Annotated in this window: 28 protein-coding genes; 7 read left to right on the forward strand and 21 right to left on the reverse strand. The window is 63.2% G+C overall.

Going from position 1 to position 25,871, the window contains the following annotated elements:
- Positions 1-10: 10 nt before the first annotated feature.
- From FW789_RS09015 to ffh, 9 genes are all read right to left on the reverse strand, one after another.
- Positions 11-1,315: a homoserine dehydrogenase gene (locus tag FW789_RS09015; RefSeq protein WP_446431348.1), complete on the reverse strand. Its 1,305-nt coding sequence runs from the start codon at positions 1,313-1,315 to the stop codon at positions 11-13.
- 82 nt (positions 1,316-1,397) lie between these two features.
- Positions 1,398-2,150, reverse strand: coding sequence for a thioredoxin fold domain-containing protein (locus FW789_RS09020; RefSeq protein ID WP_103436272.1), 753 nt, complete (start codon positions 2,148-2,150; stop codon positions 1,398-1,400).
- A 154-nt stretch (positions 2,151-2,304) separates the two neighbouring features.
- A complete protein-coding gene (gene xerD / locus FW789_RS09025) occupies positions 2,305-3,201 on the reverse strand; it encodes a site-specific tyrosine recombinase XerD (protein WP_101317105.1) in 897 nt (298 codons plus the stop codon).
- Positions 3,202-3,282: 81 nt separating this feature from the next.
- Positions 3,283-3,693 (reverse strand): acyl-CoA thioesterase, encoded by a 411-nt coding sequence (locus FW789_RS09030; protein ID WP_101317103.1) that lies wholly within the window; start codon positions 3,691-3,693, stop codon positions 3,283-3,285.
- Positions 3,694-3,795: 102 nt separating this feature from the next.
- A complete protein-coding gene (rplS, locus tag FW789_RS09035; protein ID WP_023629812.1) occupies positions 3,796-4,146 on the reverse strand; it encodes a 50S ribosomal protein L19 in 351 nt (116 codons plus the stop codon).
- Between the two features lie 42 nt (positions 4,147-4,188).
- Entirely contained in the window at positions 4,189-4,941 is a 753-nt protein-coding gene (trmD, locus tag FW789_RS09040; RefSeq protein ID WP_103436271.1) for a tRNA (guanosine(37)-N1)-methyltransferase TrmD, read from the reverse strand.
- Between the two features lie 3 nt (positions 4,942-4,944).
- Positions 4,945-5,481: a ribosome maturation factor RimM gene (gene rimM / locus FW789_RS09045; RefSeq protein ID WP_101317099.1), complete on the reverse strand. Its 537-nt coding sequence runs from the start codon at positions 5,479-5,481 to the stop codon at positions 4,945-4,947.
- 5 nt (positions 5,482-5,486) lie between these two features.
- The gene (gene rpsP / locus FW789_RS09050) at positions 5,487-5,738 is read right to left on the reverse strand and encodes a 30S ribosomal protein S16 (protein WP_101317097.1); all 252 of its coding nucleotides are present in this window, start codon (positions 5,736-5,738) and stop codon (positions 5,487-5,489) included.
- Positions 5,739-5,981: 243 nt separating this feature from the next.
- The gene (ffh, locus tag FW789_RS09055; protein ID WP_101317095.1) at positions 5,982-7,358 is read right to left on the reverse strand and encodes a signal recognition particle protein; all 1,377 of its coding nucleotides are present in this window, start codon (positions 7,356-7,358) and stop codon (positions 5,982-5,984) included.
- A gap of 252 nt (positions 7,359-7,610) precedes the next feature.
- Here ffh and FW789_RS09060 point away from each other — a divergent pair, with 252 nt between their 5' ends.
- The 3 genes from FW789_RS09060 to FW789_RS09070 all read left to right on the forward strand — a co-directional run bounded on the left by FW789_RS09060 (position 7,611) and on the right by FW789_RS09070 (position 11,207).
- Positions 7,611-8,420 carry a cytochrome C assembly family protein gene (locus tag FW789_RS09060; RefSeq protein ID WP_207072494.1) on the forward strand — a complete coding sequence of 270 codons (810 nt, stop codon included), beginning with the start codon at positions 7,611-7,613 and terminating at the stop codon, positions 8,418-8,420.
- Positions 8,421-8,429: 9 nt separating this feature from the next.
- A complete protein-coding gene (locus FW789_RS09065) occupies positions 8,430-9,647 on the forward strand; it encodes a transporter associated domain-containing protein (RefSeq protein WP_446431349.1) in 1,218 nt (405 codons plus the stop codon).
- Between the two features lie 255 nt (positions 9,648-9,902).
- Positions 9,903-11,207 carry an MFS transporter gene (locus tag FW789_RS09070; RefSeq protein WP_207072492.1) on the forward strand — a complete coding sequence of 435 codons (1,305 nt, stop codon included), beginning with the start codon at positions 9,903-9,905 and terminating at the stop codon, positions 11,205-11,207.
- 36 nt (positions 11,208-11,243) lie between these two features.
- On the opposite strand, the gene purT is transcribed toward FW789_RS09070, so the two are convergent.
- The 5 genes from purT to FW789_RS09095 all read right to left on the reverse strand — a co-directional run bounded on the left by purT (position 11,244) and on the right by FW789_RS09095 (position 14,404).
- On the reverse strand, positions 11,244-12,425 hold the full coding sequence (purT, locus tag FW789_RS09075) for a formate-dependent phosphoribosylglycinamide formyltransferase (RefSeq protein ID WP_101317087.1): 1,182 nt from the start codon (positions 12,423-12,425) through the stop codon (positions 11,244-11,246).
- An 86-nt stretch (positions 12,426-12,511) separates the two neighbouring features.
- Positions 12,512-12,979 carry a VUT family protein gene (locus tag FW789_RS09080; protein ID WP_101317085.1) on the reverse strand — a complete coding sequence of 156 codons (468 nt, stop codon included), beginning with the start codon at positions 12,977-12,979 and terminating at the stop codon, positions 12,512-12,514.
- A gap of 58 nt (positions 12,980-13,037) precedes the next feature.
- A complete protein-coding gene (locus FW789_RS09085; RefSeq protein WP_340612332.1) occupies positions 13,038-13,235 on the reverse strand; it encodes a DUF1289 domain-containing protein in 198 nt (65 codons plus the stop codon).
- 1 nt (position 13,236) lies between these two features.
- Positions 13,237-13,761: a gamma carbonic anhydrase family protein gene (locus tag FW789_RS09090; RefSeq protein ID WP_186697604.1), complete on the reverse strand. Its 525-nt coding sequence runs from the start codon at positions 13,759-13,761 to the stop codon at positions 13,237-13,239.
- A gap of 43 nt (positions 13,762-13,804) precedes the next feature.
- A complete protein-coding gene (locus FW789_RS09095) occupies positions 13,805-14,404 on the reverse strand; it encodes a CoA pyrophosphatase (protein WP_446431350.1) in 600 nt (199 codons plus the stop codon).
- A 132-nt stretch (positions 14,405-14,536) separates the two neighbouring features.
- On the opposite strand from FW789_RS09095, the gene FW789_RS09100 reads away from it, so the two are divergent.
- The 4 genes from FW789_RS09100 to FW789_RS09115 all read left to right on the forward strand — a co-directional run bounded on the left by FW789_RS09100 (position 14,537) and on the right by FW789_RS09115 (position 21,838).
- Positions 14,537-15,091 carry an NUDIX hydrolase gene (locus FW789_RS09100; protein ID WP_101317077.1) on the forward strand — a complete coding sequence of 185 codons (555 nt, stop codon included), beginning with the start codon at positions 14,537-14,539 and terminating at the stop codon, positions 15,089-15,091.
- Positions 15,092-15,110: 19 nt separating this feature from the next.
- Positions 15,111-15,671, forward strand: a complete 561-nt coding sequence (locus FW789_RS09105) for a L,D-transpeptidase family protein (RefSeq protein WP_103436266.1) — start codon at positions 15,111-15,113, stop codon at positions 15,669-15,671.
- Positions 15,672-15,822: 151 nt separating this feature from the next.
- Positions 15,823-17,505 carry a ShlB/FhaC/HecB family hemolysin secretion/activation protein gene (locus FW789_RS09110; protein ID WP_446431351.1) on the forward strand — a complete coding sequence of 561 codons (1,683 nt, stop codon included), beginning with the start codon at positions 15,823-15,825 and terminating at the stop codon, positions 17,503-17,505.
- Between the two features lie 28 nt (positions 17,506-17,533).
- Positions 17,534-21,838 carry a hemagglutinin repeat-containing protein gene (locus FW789_RS09115; protein WP_446431352.1) on the forward strand — a complete coding sequence of 1,435 codons (4,305 nt, stop codon included), beginning with the start codon at positions 17,534-17,536 and terminating at the stop codon, positions 21,836-21,838.
- Between the two features lie 57 nt (positions 21,839-21,895).
- Here the strand turns inward: FW789_RS09115 and FW789_RS09120 are convergent, their stop codons facing one another.
- The 7 genes from FW789_RS09120 to gspG are packed head-to-tail and all read right to left on the reverse strand — an operon-like array spanning position 21,896 to position 25,865.
- Complete coding sequence (locus tag FW789_RS09120) at positions 21,896-22,555, reverse strand: general secretion pathway protein GspN (RefSeq protein ID WP_103436263.1); 660 nt, start codon at positions 22,553-22,555, stop codon at positions 21,896-21,898.
- Positions 22,552-22,938 (reverse strand): type II secretion system protein GspM, encoded by a 387-nt coding sequence (gene gspM, locus FW789_RS09125; RefSeq protein ID WP_103436262.1) that lies wholly within the window; start codon positions 22,936-22,938, stop codon positions 22,552-22,554. The genes FW789_RS09120 and gspM overlap by 4 nt, the downstream gene beginning before the upstream one ends.
- Positions 22,938-24,026, reverse strand: a complete 1,089-nt coding sequence (locus FW789_RS09130) for a GspL/Epsl periplasmic domain-containing protein (RefSeq protein WP_427118504.1) — start codon at positions 24,024-24,026, stop codon at positions 22,938-22,940. Before FW789_RS09130 ends, gspM begins: the two co-directional genes overlap by 1 nt.
- 11 nt (positions 24,027-24,037) lie before the next feature.
- Positions 24,038-24,628 (reverse strand): pilus assembly FimT family protein, encoded by a 591-nt coding sequence (locus tag FW789_RS09135; protein WP_427118505.1) that lies wholly within the window; start codon positions 24,626-24,628, stop codon positions 24,038-24,040.
- Positions 24,625-24,993 carry a type II secretion system protein gene (locus FW789_RS09140; RefSeq protein ID WP_103436259.1) on the reverse strand — a complete coding sequence of 123 codons (369 nt, stop codon included), beginning with the start codon at positions 24,991-24,993 and terminating at the stop codon, positions 24,625-24,627. The genes FW789_RS09135 and FW789_RS09140 overlap by 4 nt, the downstream gene beginning before the upstream one ends.
- Positions 24,990-25,427, reverse strand: coding sequence for a type II secretion system minor pseudopilin GspH (gene gspH / locus FW789_RS09145; protein WP_446431353.1), 438 nt, complete (start codon positions 25,425-25,427; stop codon positions 24,990-24,992). The genes FW789_RS09140 and gspH overlap by 4 nt, the downstream gene beginning before the upstream one ends.
- A gap of 3 nt (positions 25,428-25,430) precedes the next feature.
- On the reverse strand, positions 25,431-25,865 hold the full coding sequence (gspG, locus tag FW789_RS09150; protein ID WP_103436257.1) for a type II secretion system major pseudopilin GspG: 435 nt from the start codon (positions 25,863-25,865) through the stop codon (positions 25,431-25,433).
- Between the last annotated feature and the right edge of the window lie 6 nt (positions 25,866-25,871).

The raw sequence follows: 25,871 nt of genomic DNA on the forward strand, positions 1-25,871 counted from the left end.
GACGGCGAAATTAGTTGAGCTGCTCGACGCGGATGCGCACGACCTTGCCGACTACATCCTGCAGGCTCTCCAGAGCCAGGATCGCGTCGTTGATGTGCTCCTCGACCACGCGGTGAGTGACCAGGATCATCGGCACCAAGCCGTCCTGCTCCTCAGCTTCCTTCTGCATGATCGACTCGATGTTGATCCCGCGCTCGGAGAGGATGCTCGCGACCTGAGCCAGCACACCGGGGTGATCCTTGGCCTGGATGCGCAGGTAGTAGGCGCTCTGGCAGGCTTCGATCGGCAGGATCGGGTGGGCTGACAGCGAATCCGGCTGGAAGGCCAGGTGCGGCACGCGGTTTTCCGGATCGGAGGTCATCGCCCGTACCACGTCGACAAGGTCGGCGATCACCGACGAAGCTGTCGGCTCCATGCCGGCGCCAGCGCCGTAGTACAGCGTGGAACCCGCGGCATCGCCATTGACCATGACCGCGTTCATTACGCCATTGACGTTGGCGATCAGGCGGTCGCTCGGGATCAGCGTCGGGTGCACGCGCAGCTCGATACCGGCCTCGGTGCTACGGGCCACGCCCAGGTGCTTGATGCGATAGCCCAGTGCTTCGGCATAGTTGACGTCAGCAGTGGTCAGCTGAGTGATCCCTTCGGTGTAGGCCTTGTCGAACTGCAGCGGGATACCAAAGGCAATCGAGGCCAGGATGGTCAGCTTGTGCGCGGCATCGATGCCTTCGACGTCGAAAGTCGGATCGGCTTCGGCATAACCCAGCGCCTGCGCTTCGGCCAGCACATCGGGGAACGCCCGGCCTTTTTCGCGCATTTCGGTGAGGATGAAGTTACCGGTGCCGTTGATGATCCCGGCCAGCCAGTTGATGCGGTTGGCCGAAAGCCCTTCACGGATCGCCTTGATCACCGGAATACCACCGGCAACGGCGGCTTCGAAAGCAACGATAACGCCCTTCTCGCGCGCCTTGGCAAAGATCTCATTGCCATGCACGGCGATCAGCGCCTTGTTCGCGGTAACTACATGCTTGCCGTTTTCGATGGCCTTGAGGACCAGGTCACGGGCAATGGTGTAGCCGCCGATCAGTTCGATGACGACGTCGATTTCCGGGTTGCTGGCAACCTTGAACACGTCAGCGGTAATGGGGGTACCGGTAATCTGACAGTTCGGGTTCTGCGAGCGCATGGCAATCTGAGCAACTTCAATACCGCGCCCGGCACGACGGGCAATCTCCTCGGCGTTGCGTTGAAGTACATTGAAGGTACCGCCACCGACGGTCCCCAACCCACAGATGCCTACTTTGACCGGTTTCACTGTGAACTCCCCATAGAACGGCCGGCACTCGGCCGACCGTGAAAACTACCGCCGCCGCATGGCGACGGCGCACTGAATTGAATTACTTGCTGCCGGCAGCCAGGGCCAGCTTGGCCACTTGCGGGGCTGGCTGGTAACCAGGAATCACCTGCCCGCTTTCGAGCACGATGGCTGGCGTACCGTTGACACCGATCGACTGGCCCAACTGGAACTGTTTGCCCACCGGGTTGACGCACTTGGCCGCTTTGACGTCCTTGCCATCGGCCATCTTGTCCATCGCCGCGCGGCGGTCGCTGGAGCACCAGACGGCCTGCAACTGCTCGTCACCGGTCGAACCCAGGCCCTGGCGCGGGAAGGCGACATAGCGCACTTCGATACCGCGACGGTTGAGCTCGGGTACTTCGGCGTGCAGCTTGTGGCAGTACGGGCAGGTGGTGTCGGTGAACACGGTGATGTGCGACTTGGTCTCGCCCTTGGCAGGATAAACCACCATCTCGGCAGCTGGAATGCCGTTGATGAGCTTGGCGATACCCTGGCGCTCGGTCTTCTCGGTCAGGTTGACCGGCTTGCCATCGGCGATCTGGAACAGATAACCCTGCATGACGAACTGGCCGTCGGCGCTGGCGTAGAGCACGCGGCCGCCCTGCAGCTTGACTTCATAGAGGCCATTGAGCGGGCTGCTGGCGACGCTCTCGATCGGCACTTCCAGCTCGAGGGTCTGCAGGCTCTTGCGGATTGCCTGCTCGGCGCCATTGTTGGTTTCGCTGGTTGCAGCCACAGCAAAGGTACTGGCCAGCGCCAAGGCGGCGGCGGCAATGATACGGGTAACGCGCATGGGGTACTCCTGAAGACGGACCGGGCCGAAGACGTCACCTGCGGGTAAAAAACCGCGGCGACCGTGCGGCCCTTGGTGCAAACCGACCAAGCCTACCACATCAGGCTGTGCTGAATGAGCCCTCAGCGACCGCTCAGCGCAACATGAATTTGCTTCATCCACGCGGATGGTGCTGTGCGTGCAGCTGCTGCAGCCGGGCCTTGGCTACATGGGTGTAGATCTGCGTGGTCGACAGGTCACTGTGGCCCAGCAGCATCTGCACCACGCGCAGGTCTGCACCGTGATTGAGCAGGTGCGTGGCAAAGGCATGACGCAGGGTGTGCGGCGACAGGGCCTTGTCGATTCCGGCAACCTTGGCCTGGTGCTTGATCCGGTGCCAGAAGGTCTGCCGGGTCATCTGCTCGCCGCGCAGGCTGGGGAACAGCACGTCGCTGGGGCGCTCGTTGAGCAGCTCAGGGCGGCCATGACGCACATAGCGCTCCAGCCACAGCACAGCTTCCTCACCCATTGGCACCAGCCGCTCCTTGCTACCCTTGCCCATTACCCGCACCACGCCCTGGCGCAGATTGACCTGATCAAGGGTCAGACTGATCAGTTCGGTAACGCGTAAACCACAGGCATACAACACCTCAAGCATGGCCCGATCACGCTGACCGATAGCCTCGCTGAGATCCGGCGCCTGCAGCAACGCCTCGACGTCAGCCTCCGACAGCGACTTGGGCAGTGGCTTGCCCAGTTGCGGCATGTCGATCTGCAGGGTGGGATCGACGGCGATCAGCTTCTCCCGCAGCAGGTAGCGAAAGAAGCCACGCAGGCCGGAGATGAAACGCGCCGTCGAGCGCGGCTTGTAACCCTGATCGAGGCGCCAGGCCAGGTGATCGAGAATCAACGTACGACCAGCATCTGGCAGCGCAACGCCATGCTCCTGCAGCCAGCCGTTGAACAGCGCAAGGTCACTGCGGTAGGACACGCGGGTGTTGTCGGACAGGCCTTTCTCAAGCCATAGCGCATCGAGAAACTGGTCGATCAAAGGGTGGTCAAGGGCGGGCATGCACAGTCGCTATCCAGGGAAGATGGGCTGAGTGTTTCACAGCCGCCGAGGGGCTGTCATCGGCGCTCGACCAGACAACAGTCAGAACCCGGCCAGCACCGGCACCGGGCGTTTGTCCTCGTCGATGGCGACAAAGCTGAAGACCCCATGAATGGCGCGCTCGCGGCCATCCAGATACATGTTCTCGACGAACACATCGACCTGCACCTGCAGACTGGTATTGCCCACCTTGATCACAGTGCCGACCAGCTCGACGATGGTTCCCGCCGGGATCGGGTGCTTGAAGTCGATGCGGTCGGTCGACACGGTCACCAACGGCAAGCGGCAAAAGCGCGTTGCGGCGATGAACGACACTTCATCCATCCAGGCCAGCGCGGTGCCGCCAAACAAGGTGTTGTGGTGGTTGGTGGTGTTGGGGAACACCGCCTTGGTCACGCGGGTTACCGACAGTTCGGTGCGGCGCTGGATTTCCTGCTCGCGGGTATTGGTCATGGTTATGTCACATCACTAAGGCAAGGTTGCAGAAAGCAAAAAAGCAGCCCGAAGGCTGCTTTTTTTCTCGCATGGCGGCCGCAGCCGCCAGTCAAACTGTACTCAGGACAGTTTTTCTTTGATGCGAGCGGCTTTGCCGGACAGGTCACGCAGGTAGTACAGCTTGGCTTTACGCACGTCACCACGACGTTTCACGGCCAGGCTGTCGATCTGCGGGCTGTAGGTCTGGAAGGTACGCTCAACGCCAACGCCGCTGGAGATCTTGCGCACGGTGAAGGCGCTGTTCAGACCGCGGTTACGCTTGGCGATAACAACGCCTTCGAATGCCTGCAGACGGGAACGATCACCTTCCTTCACTTTAACCTGGACGACAATGGTGTCGCCTGGTGCGAAGGTAGGGATTTCCTTGCTCATCTGCTCTGCTTCGAGCTGCTGGATGATTTTGTTAGTCATGCTGTGCTCCTAAGGTGGAAAACGTGATCCACCATCGATACGTTAACTATCGTTCCGCTCGCGGAGGTATTCCTCGAGCAGCTTTTTCTCTTCTCCAGAAAGTGAGCGACTTTCCAGAAGATCAGCGCGACGTTCGAAGGTCCTACCAAGGGACTGCTTCATCCGCCATCGCCGGATATGTGCATGGTTGCCACTTAGCAACACGTCGGGTACACGCTGATCCGCATACACCTCAGGTCGGGTGTAGTGCGGGCAATCCAGCAAGCCATCGGTGAAGGAATCTTCCTCCGCCGAGCCTACATGCCCTAAAGCTCCGGGCAGCAGCCGCGTAACCGCATCGATCAGTACCATGGCCGGCAGCTCGCCACCGGAAAGTACATAGTCACCAATCGACCACTCTTCATCGACATGAGCCTCAATAAAGCGCTCGTCAATGCCTTCGTATCGGCCGGCGATCAGGATCAAAGATTCCTGTTCGGCCAAGCCTTGAACCGCCTGCTGATCCAGCTTGCGGCCCTGTGGCGAGAGGTAGATCACCTTCGCCGTCGCTCCGGTCGCTTGCCTGGCGCTAGCCAGTGCATCTTCCAGAGGCTTGATCTTCATTACCATCCCCGGACCACCGCCAAACGGCCGATCATCCACCGTATGGTGACGATCTGTGGTGTAGTCCCGCGGATTCCAGCAAGTGACTTGCAACAAGCCCTGCTTCACCGCGCGGCTGGTAATGCCGTACTCAGTAATGGCCGAGAACATCTCGGGGAACAACGTGATGACTTCTACGCGAAGGTTACCCATCAGTTAGAAATCCGCGTCCCATTCGACCCGCATCACGCCGGCTTCAAGGTCGACTGCAAGCACGCATTGCGCCGTATAGGGCAACAGACGCTCACGGTCATCCAGGCTGCCTGCACAAGGCTTGACCACCATTACATCGTTCGCGCCGGTCTCCAACAGGTGATCAACCGTGCCGAACAGATGCTCGTCCTGGTTGATGACTTTCAGACCTTGCAACTGGTACCAGTAGTACTCGTCGTCAGTCAGGTTGGGCAAAAGGCTTCGCGAGATGCAAATCTCGTAACCGCTCAGAAGACGTGCTTCGTCACGATCGTCGAGGCCCTTGAGCTTGGCGACCAGCTCCTTTTTATTGGAACGGCCACTGACCAGCTCGACCTGTTTGACCGTCCCTTCGCGCCGAAGCGTCCAGTTCTGGTAATCCAACAGGTTTTCAATCGGATCGGTAAAGGAATAAACCTTCACCTCGCCGCGAACGCCGTGTACCGAAAAAATCTTGCCAACGACGATGAGGTCGTCAGCCTTTTCTGGCGTCGCGTTCATACTGTTCAGGCAGCAGCCTTGGCAGCTTCCTTCAGCAGCTGAGCAACACGCTCAGACGGCTGTGCGCCAACGCTCAACCAGTGAGCAACGCGGTCTTGTTTAACGGACAGACGAACTTCCTGACCACGAGCGACTGGGTTGAAGAAACCAACCTGTTCGATGTGGGAGCCGTCACGCGGGTTACGCGAGTCGGTTACGGTCAGTTGGTAGAACGGGCGCTTTTTGGAGCCGCCACGGGCAAGACGAATGGTAAGCATTGAACATCGTTCCTGTAGTCGGTGCTGCAAATCATGATGCACAGCGGGCACACGGGTGCCCGAAAGGCCGCATATTCTCAAGGAATATCCGGACATTTGCAAATGCCTTTTTTCACCGGGTTGTTCACCCTGAAAAAAGACCCGCCTGCCGATCTGCGATAAAGCTGCCTCGCAAGGCAGCGGTGTCCCCGCCGAAGCGGGATCCCGGCCAGCCGCGCCTTCGCGCCACTGGCCTGAGTAGGGTTACATCTTGGGCATGCCGCCACCTGGCATCATGCCGCCAAGGCCGCGCATCATCTTCGACATGCCGCCCTTGGTGGAAAATTTCTTCATCATCTTCTGCATTTGCTTGTGCTGCTTGATCAACCGGCCGACGTCCTGCACCTGGGTGCCGGAGCCGAGGGCGATGCGGCGCTTGCGCGAACCGCTGATCAAATCGGGATCGCGGCGCTCGGCCGGGGTCATCGAGTTGATCATCGCTTCCATCTGCTTGAACTGCTTCTCGGCCGCGCCCTGGGCATTGCCCATCTGCGACAGGTTGACCCCGCCGATGCTCGGCAGCTTGTCCATCAGGCCGCCGAGGCCGCCCATGTTCTTCATCTGTTGCAGCTGGTCGCGGAAGTCTTCGAGGTCGAAGCCCTTGCCCTTCTTCAGCTTCTTGGCCAGCTTGTCGGCCTTGGCCTTGTCGATGGTCTGCTCGGCCTGCTCGATCAGGCTGAGCACGTCGCCCATGCCGAGGATGCGCGAGGCGATACGGTCAGGGTGGAACGGCTCGAGCGCGTCGCTCTTCTCGCCCATACCGATGAACTTGATCGGCTTGCCAGTGATCGAGCGTACCGACAGCGCGGCACCGCCACGGGCGTCACCGTCGACTTTGGTCAGCACTACGCCGGTCAGCGGCAGCGCATCACCAAACGCCTTGGCGGTATTGGCGGCATCCTGACCGGTCATGGCGTCGACCACGAACAGGGTCTCGACCGGCTTGACCGCGGCGTGCAGCGCCTTGATCTCGTCCATCATGTCGCTGTCGATGTGCAGACGACCGGCGGTGTCGAGGATGACCACGTCGATGAACTTGAGCTTGGCCTCGCGGATCGCCGCTTCAGCGATTGCCACAGGCTTCTGGCTGATATCGGACGGGAAGAAAGTCACGCCGACTTCGCCTGCCAGGGTTTCCAGCTGTTTGATCGCCGCCGGACGGTAGACGTCGGCAGACACCACCATTACCGACTTCTTCTTGCGCTCTTTAAGGAAGCGCGCCAGCTTGCCGGCGGTGGTGGTCTTGCCCGCACCCTGCAGGCCGGCCATCAGCACCACAGCGGGCGGGGCGGCGTTCAGGGCAAGGTCTTCGTTGGCTGCGCCCATCAGGCTTTCGAGTTCGGCCTGGACGATCTTCACGAACGCCTGGCCCGGGCTCAGGCTGCGCGACACCTCGGTGCCGATTGCGCGTTCCTTGATGCTGTTGACGAAATCCTTGACCACCGGCAGCGCAACGTCGGCTTCGAGCAACGCCATGCGCACTTCGCGCAGCGTGTCCTTGATGTTGTCTTCGGTCAGCTTGGCCTTGCCGGTGACATGGCGCAGCGTCTGTGACAGGCGGTCGGTCAGGTTTTCGAACATGGTGATCCTTTCAGGCTTGGCAAAGCCGCGATTTGTCAGGCGCCCCGGCGGTAAACGACACGCACGGGGAACAGCAAGCCGGCGATTATAGCGGAGACTTGACGCCGCGCACACCATGTACAGGACCATCGGCCCAATCACCCGCAGCGCGAGGCCTGCGCTGGATCAACGCCAGAGCCGTGCGTCGGCCTTCCTTGGCACCCGCGTTCTATGCCAAACTCGCGGTCTTCCCGGGCTTGCCTATCAGGACTTATGCTCTCTTCACCCAGCCTCATCCCCAATCTGCTCGCCGCCGGCCTTTATATTGCCGCTGCGATCTACCACAGCATGCGCCTGGCCCAGGGCACGCGTGCCGACAAGCGCCTGCTCGGTCTGCTCGGCACGATCGCGGTCATCGCCCAGGCCGGCGCGCTGTTCTTCCAGTTGATCACCCCGTTGGGGCTGAGCCTGGACTTCTTCAGTGCCTCGAGCCTGATCGCCGTCGCAGTGATCGCCCTGACCCTGCTGGCGTGCCTGCGCATTCCAGTGGAGAACCTGCTGGTCCTGCTGTTCCCGCTCGGCGCGATCACCGCCTTGCTGGCGCAGTTCGCCCCCGCAGGTACAGTGCCGCTGGTCAACGAAGAACCGGGCATCCTTGCCCATATCCTGCTGTCGATCCTGGCATACGGGCTGTTCACCATCGCCGTGTTCCAGGCGCTGCTGCTGTTGCTGCAGGACTACCAGCTCAAGCACAAGCACCCGTCCGGGCTGATCCGCAACTTCCCGCCGCTGCAAACCATGGAAAGCCTGCTGTTCGGCTTCCTCTGGGCCGGCTGGGCATTGCTGTCGCTGTCACTGATCTCGGGCTGGCTGTTTCTCGACAACCTGTTTGCCCAGCACCTGGTGCACAAGACCTTGCTCGCCTGCGTGGCGTGGGTGGTGTTCAGCGTGCTGCTGTGGGGCCGCACCCGCCTGGGCTGGCGCGGGCACAAGGCGATCCGCTGGACCCTGGCCGGTTTCTGCCTGCTGATGCTGGCCTATTTCGGCAGCAAGCTGGTACGCGAATTCATCCTGCATATCTGACGGTGGTCCATGGATAGTCTGCCACTGTTCGTCCAGTTGCACGCGCCACTGCTGGGTTGCCTGGCCCTGGCGCTACTGTGGGCGGCATTGTTCACTGCGGTCGATAGCGCCCGCCAACAACTCAACGCGCAACCACGTGGCACAGAGCCTGCAGCACCCGCCTTGCCGGCTCAGGCGCTGGTGTTCGGCGCCAGCCTGGGCAAGCTGCTGGTGTTTGGCCTGGGCTGCCTGCTGGGCCAGCGCTACAGCGGCGAGCACGGTTTTTGGCTGGGCGGTCTGATGGCTGCGGTATTGGTGTTGGTACTGGCCGAATACCTGCCGCGGCGAATGGTACGGCGTAATCCGGAAGCGTTCGTCAGCCTTGGCGCCAACCTGCTGAAGTTGCCGCTGACCCTGCTGCAACCGCTGGCGTGCCTGCTCGACGGCACCGCCAAGCTCATCCTGCGCCCGTTCCGCCCGGCGCCGACTGCGGTTGCACTGCACCCACAGAATAACGACGATGACGATCAGGACGAGTTCGAAGCCCAGCGCCACGGCCTGCTCGATGGTTTGCGTTCACTTGACGAGATCACCGTCAACGACATTCTGGTGCCACGCAACGAAGTCGACGGGATCAACCTCGACGACCCTATCGAACGCATCATCGAACAACTGATCGTCAGCCGGCATACCCGCTTGCCGGTGTTTCACAACGACATCAACCAGGTCGAGGCAATCCTCAACACCAAGCTGATCAGCCATCTGCTGCCACACGCCGAGCTGACCCTGGAGGCGATTGCCGCCGCCTGCTATGAGCCGTACTTCGTGCCCGAAAGCACGCCACTGCAGATGCAGTTGCTGAACTTCCACAAGCAGCAACGGCGCCTTGGCGTGGTGGTCGATGAGTACGGCGAAGTGCTGGGCATCGTCACTCTGGAAGACATCCTCGAAGAAATCGTCGGCGAGTTCGAGGACGAGCAAAGCCCGCAGAACCCGCACATTCATCCGCAGGCCGACGGCCGCTTCGTCATCGAAGGCGCCGCCTCGCTGCGCGAGGTCAACCGCAGCCTGGGCTGGCATCTGCCCTGTGACGGCGGGCCGAAGACCCTCAACGGGTTGGTCACCGAGGCACTGGAAAGCATCCCGGCCAGTGCCGTGTGCCTGAAGATTGGCCGCTACCGGCTGGAAATCCTTGAAACCGAAGACAATTGTGCGAGCAAGGTACTGGTCTGGACCGTGACCCGCTAGCTATACTCGGGTCACGCTTACCCAGCCCTGCCGTCGCGCCCGCTATCCGCATTTGGCGCCACACGGCCAGTCCGCTCCACTGATGTACCCCGCGCGCCTGCCTCCCATCCTGAACAGTGCTCGCTCCCCTCGCCTACCCCCAGGGCTTTGATCAGTCGAGCGACCCACAACCATTCGCTCCAGCGCCTGTGCGCGCGCAGCTGCCTGTCTGGCCAGCGCCGGCCATGGAGCTTCGACTGTCAGGGATCTACACAGATGACCACCAGCAGCACCTATTCCGATTCGACCCCGGCAGCACCGGTCAACTCGCCAGCGAGGGTGGCTACCGCCAGCTTTATCGGCACCGCGATCGAGTTCTACGACTTCTATGTCTACGCCACCGCCGCCGCGCTGGTGATCGGCCCGGTGTTCTTCCCGTCCGGCTCGGGCACCGCGCAGATGCTCGCGGCGTTTCTGACCTTCGGTATCGCCTTCATGGCGCGGCCGTTGGGTTCCGCCCTGTTCGGCCATTTTGGCGACCGGATCGGCCGTAAATCGACTCTGGTTGCCTCGCTGCTGCTGATGGGCGTGTCGACCACGCTGATCGGTGTGCTGCCGGGCTACGACAGCATTGGCGTGTGGGCACCGATCATCCTGTGCATCCTGCGCTTTGGCCAAGGCTTGGGCCTGGGTGGTGAATGGGGCGGCGCAGCATTGCTGGCCACAGAGAACGCCCCGCCAGGCAAGCGCGCCTGGTTCGGCATGTTCCCGCAACTTGGCCCGTCGATTGGTTTTCTGGCGGCCAACGGGCTGTTCCTCGGCCTCGCTCTGGGCCTGAGTGACGAGCAGTTCCGCGCGTGGGGCTGGCGCATCCCATTCCTGCTCAGCGCCGCACTGGTGCTGGTCGGCCTGTATGTGCGCCTCAAGCTTGAAGAGAGCCCGGTGTTCGCCAAGGCCATTGCCGACAATCAGCGGGTGAAGATGCCGGTAGTGGATGTCTTTGCCAAACACTGGCGGCCAACCCTGCTCGGCGCCGCGGCCATGGTCGTGTGCTATGCGCTGTTCTACATCTCGACGGTATTCTCACTCAGCTATGGCGTGAGCACCCTTGGCTACAGCCGCGAGACTTTCCTCGGCCTGCTGTGCTTTGCGGTGGTGTTCATGGCCCTGGCCACGCCGCTGTCGGCCTGGCTCAGCGACCGCTACGGGCGCAAACCGGTGCTGATCGTCGGCGCACTGCTGGCAATTGCGTCGGGCTTTACCATGGAGCCACTGCTGACCTCAGGCTCGACCGCGGGCGTGGCGCTGTTTCTGGCGATCGAACTGTTCTTGATGGGCGTGACCTTCGCGCCGATGGGCGCACTGCTGCCCGAGCTGTTCCCGACTCAGGTGCGTTATACCGGCGCGTCGGCGGCGTATAACCTGGGCGGTATTGTCGGCGCCTCGGCGGCACCGTTCTTTGCCCAGAAGCTGGTGAGCATGGGCGGTTTGAGCTGGGTTGGCGGGTATGTGTCGGCGGCAGCGCTGATCAGCCTGCTGGCTGTGCTGTGTCTGAAGGAGACGCGCAACGCGCGCCTCTGATAGAAGTTGGGGCTGCAAGGCAGCCCCATTGCTGAATCAGAACTCGACCTTGACCGCCTGCGCTGAACGGGTCGCCTTGGCCCGTGCGGCCTCGATCGACTCGTCACGCGCCAGGCACACGCCCATGCGGCGCTGGCCGTCGATTTCGGGCTTGCCGAACAGGCGGATCGCCGTGTCAGGCTCGCTCAGGGCAGCGCCAAGGTTGGCGAAGCTGGTCTGCTGCGACTTGCCTTGCGGCAGGATCACCGCCGACGCCGACGGACCAAACTGACGCACCAGTGGAATCGGCAGACCGAGGATCGCCCGTGCGTGCAGGGCAAACTGCGACAGGTCCTGGGAAATCAAGGTGACCAGGCCGGTATCGTGCGGGCGCGGCGAGACTTCGCTGAACCACACCTGATCGCCTTTGACGAACAGTTCGACACCAAACAGGCCACGCCCGCCGAGGGCATCGGTGACTGCCTGGGCGACGCGCTGCGACTCGGCCAAAGCCTTGGCGCTCATCGCCTGTGGCTGCCAAGACTCTTGATAGTCACCCTTCTCCTGACGATGGCCGACTGGCGCAAGGAAGGTGGTGCCACCGACGTGGCGCACGGTCAGCAGGGTGATCTCGTATTCAAAGTCGATAAAGCCTTCGACGATTACCCGACCCTTGCCGGCGCGGCCGCCTTCCTGGGCGTAGTCCCAGGCCTGTTGCAGATCATCGGCGCTGCGCAGCAGGCTCTGGCCCTTGCCCGACGAACTCATCACCGGCTTGACCACACACGGGTAGCCGAGGTCGTTGACGGCGCTGGCGTAGTCTTCGAAGGTGTCGGCGAAGTGGTACGGCGAGGTCGGCAGGTCCAGCTCTTCAGCGGCCAGGCGACGAATGCCTTCGCGGTTCATGGTCAGCTGAGTCGCGCGTGCGGTTGGCACCACGTTGAAGCCTTCGTTTTCCAGCTCGACCAGGGTCGCGGTGGCGATGGCTTCGATTTCAGGGACGATGTAATGCGGTTTTTCTGCCTCGATCACGGCCCGCAGCGCAACCCCATCAAGCATGTTGATGACGTGGCTGCGGTGCGCGACCTGCATGGCCGGCGCGTTGGCGTAGCGGTCGACGGCGATCACTTCGACGCCCAGGCGCTGCAACTCGATCACCACTTCTTTGCCCAGCTCGCCGCAGCCGCACAGCAGTACACGGGTCGCGGTCGGCGACAGTGGAGTTCCGATACGGGTCATTTCAGGTCCTCGTGGGCGTGCGGGGCGGCGTCAGGCTGAGCGCTACCCGCTGAAAAAGGACCGGTATTCTACAACAGGCGCGGCGCTCAGCGCAGCAGCGCTGCCTTGCGTGCGCGCCAGGTCATCGCCAACCACACGGCGCTGACGCCGGCAAACTTGGAGGCCATGGCGGTGCCGACCACAAGCGGCGTCAACGCGCCGATCATGCCGAAGAAGATAAAGGTGTCGACCGGAATGCTCAGCGCCGAGCTCAGCCACAGGCGATCGCGCAGCGGCCGCTTGGTGATGCTGAATACCAGCCAGTCGATCAGTTCGGAGACAAAGAACGCGGTGGCGCTGGCCAGGGCGATGGCCGGTTCCGAGGTGATGTACGACAGCACCAGCGCGGCCAGCATCGCCACCAGCGCGCCGTGGCCAAAGCGGGTTTGCACCATGTCACGCAGAATGAACACCAGCCCGCCCCAGGCAGACCAGATCACGTCCAGATGCGGAGCGCTGGAAAACGCGTAGTTGATCAGCACTACGCTGCTGATATAGGCGAGCAGATAGAACATGGTGGGCGACCTTCGGGCAAGCCGCACAGATTACTTGATTTTCAAGTCAACGCCAGCCTCACAGGGCAACAATCATCCCGGACGCCAGCGCCCGCTCATGGCACAGCCTCAATACCTGCCGGCGTTCGTCGTTATCCATCCGCCCCCAACGGCTGATCTCGGCCACGCTGCGCTGGCAACCGGTGCAGATATCCTGTTCATCCAGCGCGCAGATGTTCACGCAGGGCGAGCTGACCGGACGTTCGACTTCGCTCATGTCAATCTTCCTGCACAGCCAGGTCGCGGGCATAGCGCTCGGCGTTGTGCACGTAGTGAGCGGCGCTGGCTTCGAGCATGGCTTTCTGCGCATCGGTCAGCTCGCGCACGACCTTGCCCGGCGAGCCCATCACCAACGAGCCGTCAGGGATTTCCTTGCCTTCGGCAATCAGCGCATTGGCGCCGATGATGCAGTGCTTGCCGATACGCGCGCCGTTGAGCACCACCGCGTTGATGCCGATCAGGCTGTGGTCGCCAACCGTGCAGCCATGCAGCATGGCGTTGTGGCCAATGGTCACGCCCTTGCCGATGGTCAGCGGCGAGCCCATATCAGTGTGCATCACGGTGCCGTCCTGGACATTACTGCCCTCGCCGATGTCGATCAGCTCGTTGTCGCCGCGCAGCACCGCGCCAAACCACACGCTGGCCCCGGCCTGCAGGCGGACCTTGCCGATCAGCGTGGCGGTCGGTGCCGTCCAGCTGGTGGGATGAGTCTCTACGTGCATGTCTCCCAGGCGGTACTTCATGGTTGGCTCCTCACGGTCGGCAGCTTGGTGGGGTCGACCCCACTCAGATATTGATGAAACGCTCAGGCGGCTGATGCAGGCTGATACCTGCGTCATACAACAGGTTGACCAGTTCGACGATCATGATCGCCGACAAACCCCAGATCTTGTAGCCCTCATAGCGATAGCTGGGCACATACCAACTGCGGCCTTGATAATCGATGCGGTGGGTGTGGTCGCGCGGGTCCTGACGGAAGAACTCCAGCGGCACACTGAACACCGCGGCAATCTCGGCGTCGTTGGGCCGGTACTCGACGTAGTCAGGGATCAAACCGACGAACGGCGTCACCTTCAGGCCATGCAGCGAAATCAGCGGGCTGAGCGGCCCGATCACTTCCACCAGGCCCGGCGGCAGGCCGATCTCTTCATGGGCTTCGCGCAGCGCGGTGAAGATTAGATCCGGATCTTCCGGGTCACGCCGTCCACCGGGAAACGCCACTTCGCCGCCATGAGTCGACAGGCCCTTGGCGCGCAGGGTCAAGACCAGCTCGGGCTCGTCGCTGCGGGTGATGGGCAGCAGCACCGCCGCTTCCGGAAAACGACGGTCACCCGCCATGGCCGCGGGGGTATGGTTGCTCATTCGGCGCAACAGCTCGTCCAGCATACGCACTCTCGATTGCAAGGCCTGCCGTGCATGATGCACCAAAAGCTGCGGGCCACCCAAGCCCTGGCCGACGGGCACTTGCTGGGCGACGGCAAGGCGCGCCAAGATAGGCGCATATAAAGGGAGCAAAGCATGAATTTCTGCAGCGCGTGCGGCAAGCCGGTCATCCAGCGCATCCCCGACGGCGACAGCCGCCTGCGCTACGTCTGCGATCATTGCCAGACCATCCATTACCAAAACCCCAACATCGTCGCCGGGGTGCTACCGACCCATGGCAGTCAGGTGTTGCTGTGCCGCCGCGCTATCGAGCCGCGCCGCGGCTTCTGGACTCTGCCCGCAGGCTTTATGGAGAACGGCGAGACCATCGATCAGGCCGCTCGTCGCGAAACCGTCGAAGAAGCCTGCGCCAGGGTCGGCGAAATGCGGCTGTATCAGCTGTTCGACCTGCCGCATATCAATCAGGTACACCTGTTCTTCCGCGCCGAGCTGGCCGATCTGGACTATGCCGTCGGCGTCGAAAGCCTGGAGGTGCGTTTGTTCGAGGAGCATGAGATCCCGTGGGACCATCTGGCTTTTCGCACAGTCGCACGCACACTAGAATGCTATTATCGCGACCGCATCGAGCAGCACTTCCCCATAGGCCATGAATACGTGGCGCCGATGACCGTTGCGCCGCCCATTACCTAGTCTGCAGGGATACCGTTTCATGCGTTGGTTGCTAGCCCTTATCTGCTGTGGTGTCGCTTCGGTGTCGCAAGCGGCGTTTACCGAAGTCATCATTCGCAAGCCCCAGGGCCAGGTGCAAACCCAGGCGCCCGCGCAACAGCAGCAGACGCAGCAACCGCTGATCGACAAGGTGCTGGTGCTCAAGTCCGAACGCCGCCTGCAACTGATCAGCCGCGGCGAGCCGCTCAAGACCTACCGCATCTCGCTGGGCAAGCAGCCCAAGGGCGCCAAGGAGCGCGAAGGCGACAAACGCACCCCGGAAGGTTTCTACTGGCTCGATTGGCGCAAGGCCAGCGACCGCTACAACCTGGCCATGCACATCTCCTACCCGAACATCACCGACGCCGCCAAAGCCCGCCGCGCAGGCGTACCCGCCGGCAGCATGATCATGATCCACGGCACGCCGCTGGATGAGGAATACCCGGAGTGGTATTTCCATACCCTGGACTGGACCGAGGGCTGTATCGCCATGCGCAATGCCGATATGCGTGAGGTATGGAGCATGGTCAAGGACGGCACCATGATCGAGATCCGACCTTGAAGCGGACGGCTCCCGGCAAGAAATTTCCTACACAATTCGCACATTTGTCTGACGCTCCGGTCGGCACGGTACGGCATATTTTCCAATAGCCAACTTCTTAGAATTTCCGCAAAGAAGCACGCAAAGCGTGCCGTAGTTGCGGAAATTCACCATGCCTACTTGCCTGCCCCGTGTAGCTCGACTAGTCCTTTATGCCCTCTTGCTGGGCCTACTGGGCACAGTAGAGGCGCTCGCCAGCGACCCCGCCAGCCAGCAGATACGTGATCAACAACGGGCGCTGCAGCAAATCGAGCAGCATCAGCGTTTGCAGCAGTGGCAGCGCCGGGGGCGGGCCGACAGCAGTGTCGAGTCGACCACGTCAGCCCCGGCTGATCACCTGTGTTGGGAAATCTCCGGTGTGCGCATCACCGGCAACAAACAGATCTCCAGCGCCGACCTTGAACAACATCTGCGGCCGCTGCTGCCATCCTGCACGGGCGTGGCCGATCTCAATCGTCTACTCAAAGCCATTACCGAACTCTATGTACGCGCCGGTTATCCGGCCAGTCGACCGTACCTGGCCCGGCGACCAGCGACTGGCAAGCCACTCGAGGTGGTCATCATCGAAGGCTTTGTCGAGTCGATCAGGCTCGCCGATCCCGACCTGCCATTGTCCTTACGCGGCGCCTTTCCCAACCTGCTGGGCCGGCCGTTGTACTTGCCTGATCTGGAGCAAGGCCTCGACCAACTCAATCGGCTGCGCGCCTACGACCTGACTGCCGCGCTGCTGCCGGGCACCCTGCAGGGCGGCACCCAGATACTCATCGAACCGCGCGCAGTGGGTTCGCGCTGGCACCTGGACAGCCGCCTGGACAACCGCGGCAGCCCCCTTACCGGTCGCCACCGGTTGAGCCTCGGCCTCGGCGTCGACAGCCCGCTGCAGGTCAACGACGACCTGCGCCTGACCCTCAACGCCGCCGTATTCGATGCCCCAGGGCAGAGCCAGGGTGCCAGCCTTTACTACAGCGTGCCCTATGGCCCGTGGACGTTCACCGTCAACGCCAGCCAGCTCAGCTACCGAGCGCCGATCCCGGGTGCCAGCTACACCAGTAACGGCACCAGCAGCTTTCAGGGCGTGAGCGTCGAGCGCGTGCTCTGGCGCGGTCAGCACGGCATGCTCAGTGCCAGCGCGCGGCTTGACCGCAAGCAACTGCAAAATCGCCTCGACGACAGCCTGTTGCAACTACAGAGCCCGACCCTGACCACGCTGGAGTCCGGGGTCAATCTGCTGTGGCTGGACGCAGGCCTGTGGCACGGCTACCTCGGCATTGCCCGCGGCTTGGCCTGGTTGGGCGCAGACCCACCGGCTAGCGCAGCCGCGCATCCACAAGCGCAGTTTCTCAAGTACCGGGCAAATCTGCTGCATCTGCGTCAGGGGCCAGCGCAAAGCCCCTGGCGCTGGCAGAGCGAACTCAATCTGCAGTACAGCCGCGATATGCTGCCGGCCATCGAACAGTTGCTGCTCAGCGACGACTCGGCGGTACGCGGTTTTCGCGCCTACAGCGTCGCCGGCGCCAGCGGCGCGGTCTGGCGCAACAGCGTTAGCCAACCCTTGGCCGTACCCCTCCCCTTCAACCTGCAGCTGCGCCCACAACTCAGCCTAGACCTGGGTTGGGCTCGCCTCGCCAGCGACAGCCCTTGGCAACGACTGGCCGGCGCCGCCCCTGGCGTCGAGGTCAGCCTGCCGGGCAGCCGCCTGCGCCTCGATTACCAATATCCGCTGTACGCCAGTGACCGCTCTCGACAGGCACTCGAGCCGGGTTTCTGGGTGCTGGACTGGAGCCTGTCCCTGTAATTCACCCACCACCACGAGAAAAACAATAATGAAAAACCTTGCGCAACTCCCCCTGGTTCAACCAGACACACTACGTTGGGCGGTGTTTGTCGGCCTGTTCTGCACGGGCGCAGCCCTTGCCCAACCCGCATTGCAGCCCAGCAGCGGCCCCGGTGGAACGCCCGTGATCAACCCGACCCATGGCGTGCCGGTGATCGAAATCGTCCCGCCAAATGCCAGTGGCCTGTCGCACAACCAGTTCATTGACTACAACGTCGGCAAGCCCGGGCTGGTGCTCAACAACTCGCTGCAGTCGGGCCAGTCGCAGCTGGCCGGCGCCCTGGCGGCCAACCCTCAGTTTCACGGTCAGGCCGCTTCGACCATCCTCAATGAGGTGGTCAGCCGCAACGCCTCGCTGATCGAAGGCCCGCAGGAAATCTTCGGTCGCGCGGCCAACTACATCCTCGCCAACCCCAACGGCATCACCCTCAACGGCGGCAGCTTCATCAACACCACCCGGGCCGGCTTCGCGGTCGGTACTGCAGAGGTCCAGGACCAGCAGTTGAAGCTGCTCGATACCTTGCAGGCGAGCGGTTCGCTGCAGGTGCTGAGCGGCGGCCAGCGCAACGACGGCGGTGCGCTGGACCTGATCGCACCGCAGATTCACAGCACGGGCGAGCTCAGTGCCAAGGACGACCTCAACATCACCGTTGGCCGCAATCGTATCGATGCGGTGACCGGTAACGTCGTCGAACACCTGGCTGCGACGCCTTCGAGCATCGACGCCCAGCTGTTCGGTGCGATGCACGCAGGGCGTATTCGGGTAGTCAGTACTGGCGAAGGTGCCGGCGTGCGCGTTGGCGCGGTACAGGTCAACGGCCGCGACGGCGTCAGCATCGGTTCGGCAGGCGATCTGTTCATCAGCGGTGAACCCGGCCAGGCCGCCACGTTACGCAGCGAGCAGGGGCTGTTGGCGCTGCAGGCCATGGACAACTTGACCCTGCGCGCTGTTGATGGCCAGGCCAAGCGTATCGAAGCCAAGGCCGGGCAACAGCTGACCCTGGATACCACTACCCGCGAAACCATCGCCCGCGAGCAGGAGAACTGGGACAAGGGCTGGTGGTTCGTCACCACCGAAACCTACAACCGCGACCGCACCAGTACCGAGCGCACCTTGCAAGGCACCACCTTACAGGCTGACGAAGCGGTCCAATTGCAGTCGGGCGGCGACCTGCGCATGGTCGCCGCGACGCTGACCAGCGCGGGCCAGATCAACCTCGTCAGCGGCGGCAAACTGGACATCGATGCCGGTGTCGACAGCAAGCGGGTCGAACAGAGCATCCGCCATCGCAAGCACCTGTGGAATGGCGACAGTGACAGCGATGACTACCAGCAAACCGCCCGCGGCAGCCGCCTTCAGGCTGGCCAGGTCAGCGCCAGTGCCAGCGGCGCGATCACGATTCGCGGCAGTGAGGTGCACAGCCAGAACGATGCGCTCCTGCAAAGTGATCAGGGCAGCCTCCAAGTCACAAGCGGGCAGACCCTGTCAAGTTCCCACTCGCACAGCCGCGATAGCAAGTTGTTCGGCCTCATAAGCACGAGCAAGGACGACGCCGAACAACATGAACAAGCCCAGGGCAGCGAGGTGCAAGCGCAGAGCAACCTGCATCTGGCCAGTGCCGAGCAGATGCGCATTCACGGCTCCAGGCTCAAGGCTGGCCAGCAGCTGAAGGTCGAGGCCAAGGGCGACCTGCTGATCGACAGTGCCCAGTCTCGATCCCAGCAGCAGACTTCGACTCATCAACGCGGCCTCACCGCATCTGCCAAGCAGACCCAGGAGGCTGAGGACGGCAAGCCTGCTTCGCACCAGTATCAGGCGGGCTTGGGCTATCAGGTAGTCAATAGCCAGCATGAGCAGCAAGACACCACTCAGCTGGGCAGTGAGCTGCATGCCGGCAGCGTCGACCTGCGCAGCGATGCCCACCTGCAACTCAACGGCTCACAGGTCAAGGCCACCCACGGCGACCTGAACATCAGCGCACAGCAAACCACCCTGGGCGCCACCCACAATCAGCACGAGTCGCTCGACAGCTCCCGTCAGAGCGGCGGCGGCCTGCTGTTGAGCGGCGGCATCGACAAGCTCGGTGCGGCCTTCGAAGGCCACCACAACCGCGATACGCAACAGCAAAAGGACAGCAAGGTGCAGCGCAGCGAACTCTCGGCCACAGGCAAGCTTCATATCAACAGCAAGCAACTGGTCACCGAAGCCGCACGGGTGACTGCCGGCGATACTCTGCAAATCGATGCCGAGCACATCGACAATCGGGCAGTGCATGACACTGAAGTGCGCGAGCACAACCGTAACGACTGGAGCGCCAGCCTGGGTGGCAGCCTGGAATACCGCGGGCTCACCCGGCCGATCGAGCAACTGATCGCAGGAGGCGAGGGTCAGCGCTTCCAGCAGGCCTCTGTGGAGGAGGCGCTGGTCGCCCCGAGTGCCGGCGCCGACATGACTGTGGAGCACCTCAAACGCCTGGAAAACCAGCGCCGCGGCTATGCGCAGGTCAGCGAGCTGAGTGGTGGCTCGGTGGTGGTCAAGGCAGATCGCATCGATGATCAAGGTACGGCATGGCGAGCCAATACCGGCACCCTGCAGATCGATGCCGACCGTCATCACATGGCGGCAGCGGTTGATCAACAGCAGAGCAAGGTCGACCGCCTGGCCTATGGCGGCGACCTGCGGGTCGACACCAGCACTGGCGAAGACATCAATGTGCGCGCCTCGGCCAAGGGCGATTCACTGGCAAGTCTTGTCAGCAAGGACACGGCCCGCCCAGGCAGCCTCTACGGCAAGCAAGGCATTCAGGTTCAGTTGGGCAGCGAAGGGCGCTATGAGGGCAGCCGCTTCGACGGTGGCGATGCGGGGGTAAGCCTGCACAGCGGCGGGCAACTGAGCCTTGTGCAGGTCACTGATCGGCACAGCGAGCAGATCAATGCCATCGAGGGCAACGCCTGGGCCAAAGGCGGCAACCGCCCCGGCAGCACGGGGGGTGAAGTGCGCGGCTATCTCAAGGGCGAGCAACGCTCGCTCGACGATACGACTGCGCAGGTAGCCCAGATCGACGCCAAGGGCGATGTCAGCCTGAGCAGTGCTGGCGACCTGTTGCTGGAAGGCACACGTATCGGCAGCCGTGCGGCCAAGGTCGCCAACGTCGATATAAACAGCGCCGGACTGTTGCAGGTCAAGGCCGCCACCTCAAGTCACGAGGCCCACGGCAACGCCCTCGGCGGCGGCCTGGAATTGGCCCTCAAGCAAGGCGATAGCCGCGGTGGCGCAGTCGGCGGCCACTTCAACAGTGGTCGTGTGGATGAGTCCTCGCGCCAGGCAGTGGATGCGCAGATCGACACCACCGGCAAGCTGGCCCTGGCCAGCAGCGCACGCGAAGAAACTGCCGTGCACCTGCAAGGGCTGCAGGCGACGGCGGGGCAGATCGCGATCACCGCAGACAACGGCGGCCTGCTGCTGGAAGGCTCATCGAACAGCGAGCGGCGCGACAACCTCGCCATCACTGCCGGCGCCGGCTTTGCCCAATCCAGCGGCAGCCTCGACAGCCAAGGCCTGCACGGCCGGGTCAAGGTCAACCTCGACCAACGCGACAACCAGACCTGGAACACCAGCAGCCTGCGCGCCGACCACATCGTCCTGACCAGCAGCGGCGACGGTCGCTTGCTGAGCGCGCGCCTGGATGCGGGACGCATCGACGCCGACATCGGTGGCGATCTATTGGTCGCCAGCCGCAAAGATCAGGTCAACAACCTAAGCGTCGATGTTGATGCGCGCTTGAGCCGCGAGCGCAATCCGCAGGGCTTCAACAATGCCCTGGCTGCGTTGGCAGGTCCCGCAGGCGACAAGCTCACCGGCAAGTTCGGCAAACAGGTCAGCAAGGTCGACCCAAACCTGTCGCCTACGCTGAAACTGGACGTGTCGCAGGTTCAGCGCGATACCGTCAGCGAGCAAGCGAGTTTGAGTGGACGCGATGGAGTCCAGCTCAACGTCGGCGGCAATCTGAAACTGGAAGGTGCCAAGCTGCAGTCAGGCAAAGGCCAGGTGGAGGTGCAGGCTGCATCCGTCACCGAGCAGACCCTATATGGCCGCGACTACCGCCGCGATGTGGCTGTGAATGCGTCAAATTCGCCGGTCGATCTGGGCACGGCATTGGTTGACGTGATCAAGAACAGCATGCGCGCTGATGGTGAGAATGCCTTGAACCTGGGTTTGTTGCGCACCAGCGGGCATGATCGAAGCGAGGTATTCGCATCGAGTATTCAAGACCCACGCACGCCACGTGAGTGAGTGAGGGCTGCGCTGGCCTGTTCGGTTCAGAACGTGCGGGCCTGCGCGGGTGGGTTGCTACCAGCTGACACGGCGCTGCATCTGTAATGCCTGCATGCCCAGCAACTGCGCCCCCCGCAAGATCGGCACCAGGCCAGTGTCAGGCTCCAGCGCGAGGTTGATCTTAGCTTGCCGGCGCAACAGGTCAGCGTCCACACGGCCGTGGTGCTGCCCGTCTGCCTGCAGTGTTCCCGATAGATTCCAGCCGTCACTGCAGTCCATCTGCAGCGTCGCCCGGCCCAGCCCCAGCGACCATGGCTCGACCAGTGCCAAGTCGTGCGCCTGAAGTTGCCCTTGCGCCGCGCTGCAGCCCCAGCCAGAGCCCTGCATGCTTATCGCGCCCTGCCATTGCCCGGCCAGGCGGAAGCCGACCGGCACCCGTGCCTGCGCGCCAAGCGCGGCCAGTTCTGCCCGCCACGCCCAGGGCCAGCCGGACACCTGTGCCTGCCAGTCCTGGCCTTGAAAGCCCGCCTGCACCTGCCCGCTGATGCGCCACGGCTGCAAGTGCCAACGTACCAACCCAAGCTGCCCCCACTGCGTCGCCTGGCCCTGCCAGAGGCTGCCGACAACCCCCGTTGCGGGCAGGCCCAGGCCGCTGACGATCCAGCTGGCGGGCAGTTGCGCCAGCACACTCACGCAGAACACCAACACCAGCCACAGCCCAGCGCGCTTGCTCATGGCTGCACCTGCAGCTCGAAACGCAGCCCGCTTGGGTCTCGCTCCAGACCCCATTGCAGCAACTGCACGCCATCGGCCTGCAAGGCCGCCAGCCACTGTTGCAGATGCTGCTCATCAGCCACCTGGCCGCGCAACTGCCAGAGGCCATCGCGCGGCTCGACATCGAGCAGCTTGACCTGCCGCACCTGCGCTGATTGGCGCAGGCGCTCAAGACTCACCGGCGCACCTTGCTGCAAGCTGGCCGCCGACTCAGCCAAGGCTTGCCATTGGCGCATCTCCCCCCAGTGCGCCAGCGCGGTACGGCTCGCAAGCGCCAGCAGCAACAGCGCGATCAGGCCGCAAGCCAGCGGCATACGGTTTCGGTGCAACCATTGACGGTCCATCATGCGGCTCCCAGATCGAACACCACCGGCCACTGCCCTGCAGCGCCGACTTCGACGCTGGCGCCGACGGATTTGGCCAGCGCCTGCCAGTCCGGGGCCCTGCCCTCCCCGTCCAGGCGCAGTTGCCAGCGCTGGCCATCGAAGCGCACCGCTTGCAGGCGCCAACCGGAATTCTTACCCAGCCAAAGGTCCAGCTGCGCCTGCAAGTCCTGCAGCTTGCGCAGGCGCAACTGACGCTCGCTGTGCACCTCGCCCAGGCGCTTGAGTGCCACACTCGCCTGGCGCAGCGTGGCCTGCTCACCGGTTACGGCCAGCACCTGCTGGCGATACACCTCAGCCTGGCGCCACTGCTGGCTCACCCAGATGCCGGCCCACAGCGTGGCCATGGCGAGACAGCCAACGGCCAGGCGCAACGGGCCACGTGGCAGCTTGAGCGGCTGACGCTGACGCGGCGCGGCGAACAGATCGGGCAAGCTATCGAGGCATTGCAGTTGGGTCGGCCAACTACCTTGCACTGAATTGAGCTGCAGTTCGGCCCACGGCCTGGACGGTTCCTGGCCCAGGCGCTGCGGCCAACACAGCCAGTGTTCAAGGCCATCGGCGGTAGTGGCACGCAGCAGCTCGAGGCCATTGCCACGTTGCCAGCGCCAGCCGCTGCCGACAGCAGGCGCAGGCAGCAATTGCATCTCCGTCCAGCAGCGTTCGATGTTCAACGCCCACCCCGCGCATTGCTCGCGCCAGACTTGCAACTGCGCCCGCGCAACCACTGCCAGGCGCAACTGTCCTGGCGAACGCCCGAGGCAGGCACACAACACGTCATCAGCTGCCTGCAACAGTCGGTCTTCAAGCAGCAGCGGCCATTCGTCGCGCTTCAAGCCGGGTGGCGCGGACATGTGAAAATGGCTGCAAGACGCGGCAGGAATGATCAGCGCAACCCGAGCCTCAAGATCGGTCGGGGGCTGGCCTTTGCCGTGGCGCGACGGCTGGTTACCCTGCACCAGCAGCCAGTCCCACGGCTGATCAACGTTGCCCGGACGCAACAGCAACCAAGGCCGGGCGCTGCGCTTGCGACGCCAATCAACAATCATCAGCGCCACCTTCAGGACAGCCCATGGGACAAAGCGAACGTGCAGACATAAGGTGCTCCATCACGCTGCAGTTGCAGCCGCACACCGGCGCCGGGGTGTGCCGGTTGATCGGAAGGCCAGGCCAACCAGCGGCCGCCCTGGTAATAGACAACGCTCCAACTGCTGACCCGCTGCAACCGCTCGCGCACGACCCAATGCGGCATGCCGACGGCGTAAAGGTCTGCCGAGCTTTCCAACAGCAACTGCTGCTCGCGCGGATCGAAGCGCAGGCGCTGACGTTGCAGTCGCGAGCCGCCCTCGGCCTGCGGCCAGGCGGCGGCAGCCACCCAGAGCAACTGCTGCGCCTGCGGTTGCCAATCGAGCCAGCGCACGGCCAAGGGCAAGCGCTGCTCGTAGAGACGGCGCAGCACCGGGCTGTCGAAACGCCGCTCCAGGGCCAGGCAAAACTCCAGCACACCGCGTTCGTTGCTGGTGCTGTCGAGACGTTCGCGAACTTTGAGCCAGCCGTTGACCAGCGCGGCGAGCATGACCCCGAGCACGGCGGTCAGGGCCAGCGCGACCATCAGCTCGATCAGGGTCAAGCCTGCCTGGCGACGCTTCATGGCCGCTCCAGAAACACGCTGTACAAACCCAGCGGCAGGCGCTGCTCGCGGTCTGCGAACAACTGCAGCTCGCCACGGCGCAGGTCACGCACACCTGTGCTGCGCAATCGCAGTTGCCAATGGCAGATCTGCCCGCCCTGCTGCAATTCTCCGCTGCCCTGATTGGCCGCAGGCCAGTACTGCTCGACGACAAAGCGCGCCTGCAATTCACGCGCGCAGAGCAGCCCGAGGCGATGCTGCTGGACGGTCTCCTGCACCGCCAGGCGCTGGCGCAGGACCTGACTGGCGATCACCGCCAGCACCGAGGCGATGGCCAGCGCCACCACGACCTCAAGCAAGGTGAACCCCGCCTGGCGCGACTTCATGGCGCGGCCTGGGTCAGCAAGCGACCGTCGCGCCCCCACTGCCAGCGCTGGCTGCCTTGCGGCCAGCGCCACAGCAGCGTGCCGGGTTGTGCCCAGCCCTCGGGAGTGAACAGCAATTGCGGCGTAGCACTGGCGGGCCAGTCCGGGCGCAGCGTCTTTGGCCACTGGCCGAGGCGCACCGGTTCGACCACCCAGGCGTCGCCCTCGCGGCGGACAAACTCCGGCTGCTGGCCGTTCCAACGCAGCCCGCGCAATTGCCCGGCATGGCGCGCCAGCGCAGCTTGCTCGCGGGTCTGTGCAGCCAGCCGCTCGAGCGTCTGGCTGACGTTGCTGCTGCCACTGTCGAGCCAGGCCACACTGAGGCCGCTCATCAAGCCGGCAATCGCCATCACCACGAGCAGTTCGATCAGGCTGAAGCCACGCTGGGCGAGCATCGGTCACAGCGCCCAGTTGCCCAAGTCGGCATCCAGGTCTTCACCGCCCGCTACGCCATCGGCACCCAGCGAATACACGTCGACCCGACCATGCTCGCCGGGCATGCGGTACTGGTACGGAGTACCCCAAGGGTCTTCTGGCAAGCGGCGGATATAACCGTCGCTGCGCCAGGCCCGCGGGACGGGTTCGGCGGCCGGTTTTGTAACCAGCGCCGCCAAGCCCTGCTCGCTGCTGGGAAAGCGCAGGTTGTCGAGCCGATACATGTCAAGCGCCTGCTCGAGCGTTGCCAGGTCGGCCATGACCTTCTGGCGCATGGCCTTGTCCTGATTGCCCAGCACGCTCGGTGCGACCACGGCGATGAGCAGGCCGATGATGAAAATCACCACCATGATTTCCATCAGGGTGAAGCCTTGTTGGCGCTTACGTCGATGCTGCATTGCCGG

Source organism: Pseudomonas sp. 1121_17 (genome assembly GCF_052850745.1).